At 66.5% G+C, this 3354-nt stretch carries 3 protein-coding genes; 1 reads left to right on the forward strand and 2 read right to left on the reverse strand.

Annotation, left to right across the window (positions count from 1 at the left end):
• Together VF542_RS10895 and VF542_RS10900 are read right to left on the reverse strand one after the other, a co-directional pair.
• The coding region (locus VF542_RS10895) for an ATPase, T2SS/T4P/T4SS family (protein WP_408651732.1) at positions 1-373 on the reverse strand (373 nt) is incomplete at its 3' end.
• On the reverse strand, positions 370-1080 hold the full coding sequence (locus VF542_RS10900; protein WP_408651733.1) for a hypothetical protein: 711 nt from the start codon (positions 1078-1080) through the stop codon (positions 370-372). The genes VF542_RS10895 and VF542_RS10900, both read right to left, overlap by 4 nt.
• Positions 1081-2213: 1133 nt before the next feature.
• On the opposite strand from VF542_RS10900, the gene VF542_RS10905 reads away from it, so the two are divergent.
• Complete coding sequence (locus tag VF542_RS10905; protein ID WP_408651734.1) at positions 2214-3011, forward strand: HAD family hydrolase; 798 nt, start codon at positions 2214-2216, stop codon at positions 3009-3011.
• Positions 3012-3354: the final 343 nt, after the last annotated feature.

Consider the following 3354-nt stretch of genomic DNA (forward strand, 5'->3'; position numbering starts at 1 on the left):
CGGGCAGCACCGCATCGACGAACGGGGCGGCATCGTCCAGACGCCGGCCGGCCTGGGCCGCCAGCCGGGTGGCAAGGCGGCGCACAGCCGCGTCGGAGTCGAAGCGCACCGGTGCCCGCTCGAGGCCGGCTCCACGGTCGAGCCAGACCTGGTCCGGCGCGTTGACAAGCACATCAGTGACCCCGGCACCAGCCAGCAGCTCCTCCAGCGGGCCGGCGCCGGTCAGTTCCGCGGCCAGCTGGCCCGACAGCTGTGAACGAGCGCCGGAGTCCAGCAGCAGCGCCGATTCCTGGCCGGCCAGCTCGCCGAGGTCCAGCGGACCGGAACCCGCCGCCAGCCGTTGCCGCACCCTGTCCAACAAGTCGCCGGTCACGCCGCCACGACCCGTTCGGGCCGGACCGCGATCGCGCACCGGCTCAGCACCGCCTCGGCGACCTGCCTCGTCCCGCGCCTGAGCCGGCGTGGATCCAGGCCGCCTGGTTGCCGGCTGGCGGCGTCGTGCGGAAGCTCACCCAGCACTGCCAGGCCAAGCAGCGCCCCGATCCGACCGGCTGGCAGCGAAGGCGCGGAGCCCCTGATCACCAGCACGGTCCGCGCCGGGTCCAAGCCCTGCGCGATGGCCGCGCTGGCGGTGACGGCGCGTACCTCGGCCGGCGTCACCAGCACGGTCAGGTCGCAACAACTCAATGCCGCCGTGCGGATCGGCGAGGGCCACCTGGCCAGGTCGAGAACCACCGGCCCGGCCAGTGCTGCCGCGGCCATGATCTGTAGAAGCGCGGCCGGGTCCAGGCTGTTCGGGTCATCGACCGCGAGCACCGAGACCTGATGCCAGCTCGGCAGGCAGTCCCGCAGCACCGCCGGGTCGAGGTCGCCGCCGCCCAGCCGGACCTGGCTCCAGCGCGATCCGGCGGCACGTTCGCAGCCCAGCAGGACATCGATACCGCCGCCGACCGGATCGCAGTCGATCAGGAAGGCCTGGCCGGCTCGGGCGGCGCCACAGCAGGCCAGCACCGCGGCGAGCACGCTCGCACCCGCACCGCCACAGCCGGCCAGCACGCCGATCCTCAGGTTCGCTGTCATGGCCACCACCCTGTACCGGCGAGCCCGTCCGGCGGCGGCACCGAGCAAAACTGTGGACGGCCACCTGCGGCTGTGGACGACCGACGCTATGCGCCGACAACCCCCGCCGACGGATGCCGGTGAGCTGCCAGGTTGTGGGTCATGGGTTGGATGGAGTGGAACAGCTCGTCGTCGTGTTCAAGAATGGCGCTAATACGCCAGTGCGGGTCACCGGGCTACAGCAGGGGTATAGACAACCCATCGTTAGCGGACGGTCCGAGCGGAAGAAGGACGAGTCTGCCAACATGAAGACCCTTCCATCTCAGCCAGAGTCCGTAAGCTATTCGGAGGCAAGGCTCGTAACAGAGAGGCTCTCCATGACAAGGGTCCGCCGTGCGCAAGATAGCGATCCAGGCAAGATCTGTAGCGATATTTTGATCGCGGAATACTCCGCCTTGCGAAACGAAATACTGTTTCGCATGCGGGCGGCCGACCTCGCCGCCTTCTCTGCGATGACGGTGACCATTACGCTGAGCGGCATAGCACTGAGCTACACCGCGAAATTCGCCGCTATCATCCTGGTTGCACCGTATATTTCGACGTTCGCGATGTACGTCTACACTTCGCAACTCCGGTCGGTCAAATTCATAGCTACGTACCTCAGTGGTCCTCTGCGGGCTGATGCTGTTCGCATTTCGGCATGCCCATCCCTTCTGGAATGGGAAACTTACCTAATCGAATCAACCAAGCGGCGCACCTGGCGTTCCAGAAGGATTGATTACCCCACTGCTTTCTTTATAGTGACTGCACAAATCTTTGCGTTGGCCCTTGGATTCCAACATCGCGGCGGCCAGCCGGGAAATACGGCAATCTGGTTGATCGGTGTATTAACTACTCTTTGGAGCGCATTCCTATGGCGGCGGCTTGAAGCACACACCAAGGCAATCCATAAAGACCCTTGTGCACACTCGCTAAAGTTACGAACACCTCAAAGTCAAAATTCTGAAAGCGTTCACCCAACCTCCGAACAGGATTTAACTGGCCCGGGATGTGCCCATCGTCCGGAGCTCTCCCGACACAAGACGGGCGGATGGTCCAGCACGCGGCGGGCCGGGCAGCGCGCCGCCACCGACCGTCGTGGCTATCCTCGCGGGGTGGCTAGCTCAGCAGCGTTCTTCGACTTGGACAAGACGATCATCGCCAAGTCCAGCACGCTGGCGTTCGGACGGTCCTTCTACCAGGGCGGGCTGATCAACCGCCGGGCCGTGCTGCGCAGCGCCTTCGCCCAGTTCGTCTTCGCCCTGTCCGGCGCCGACGAGGACCAGATGGACCGGATGCGCAAGTACCTGACCGCCATGTGCACCGGCTGGGACGTGCAGCAGATCCGCGACATCGTCAACGAGACGCTGCACGAGATCATCGACCCGCTGGTCTACAACGAAGCCGTCGAGCTGATCCTCGAGCACAAGGCGGCCGGCCGCGACGTGGTGATCATCTCCTCCTCCGGCGACGAGGTGGTGCGCCCGATCGGGGAGATGGTGGGTGCCGACCACGTCATCGCCACCCGGATGGTGGTCCGCGACGGCCGCTACACCGGCGAGATCGAGTACTACGCCTACGGCCGGCACAAGGCCGACGGGCTGCGGGAGCTGGCCGCCGAGCGCGGCTACGACCTTGCCGAGAGCTACGCCTACTCCGACTCGATCACCGACGTTCCGATGCTGGAAGCCGTCGGCCACCCGTACGTGGTGAACGCCGACAAGGCCCTGCGCAGGGTGGCCGTCGAGCGGCACTGGCCCGCGTTGTCGTTCACCAACGCGGTGCCGCTGCGCGAGCGGCTGGCCAGCCTCAGGGCACCCCAGCCGGCAACCAGTGCGGTGATGCTGGCCGGCGTGGCGGGCCTTGCCGCGCTGTTCTGGTACGGCCTCACCCGCCGGTCCAATCGCGCCTGAGGCCGCCGCCCTACAGCAGCCGCGGCGCGCCGGAAAAAGGCGCCGAACTCTTGCGCTGTAAGGGTATTCGGTAGTACGAATGCAGCACGGAGTCCTCGAGTGGCTATGGCGGCCAGCCCCCACCAGTCGCGGATTCCGCCAGTGGGCAACCGGGTACCCACGCGGCGATGTAGCCACGATGACGGCTGTCGGCGCGGACCGTCACCGGCCGCGCCTGACCTTGTCCAGGTGCACGCTTGGTAACCCGGATTGACCGCAGAGGGCGTCGTGCGCCAGCACGGCGCCCTCACCATTCCCACCGTCATCGGTCCAGCGGCAGCACCGTCCAGCGGCACCAACCTCG

The sequence above is a fragment of the Jatrophihabitans sp. genome, from assembly GCF_036389215.1.
Classification (GTDB): Bacteria; Actinomycetota; Actinomycetes; order Mycobacteriales; family Jatrophihabitantaceae; genus Jatrophihabitans_A.

Bases quoted from the DNA above. Each gene is read 5' to 3' on its own strand.
- VF542_RS10900 (WP_408651733.1), bottom strand. From the start codon at position 1,080: ATGACAGCGAACCTGAGGATCGGCGTGCTGGCCGGCTGTGGCGGTGCG.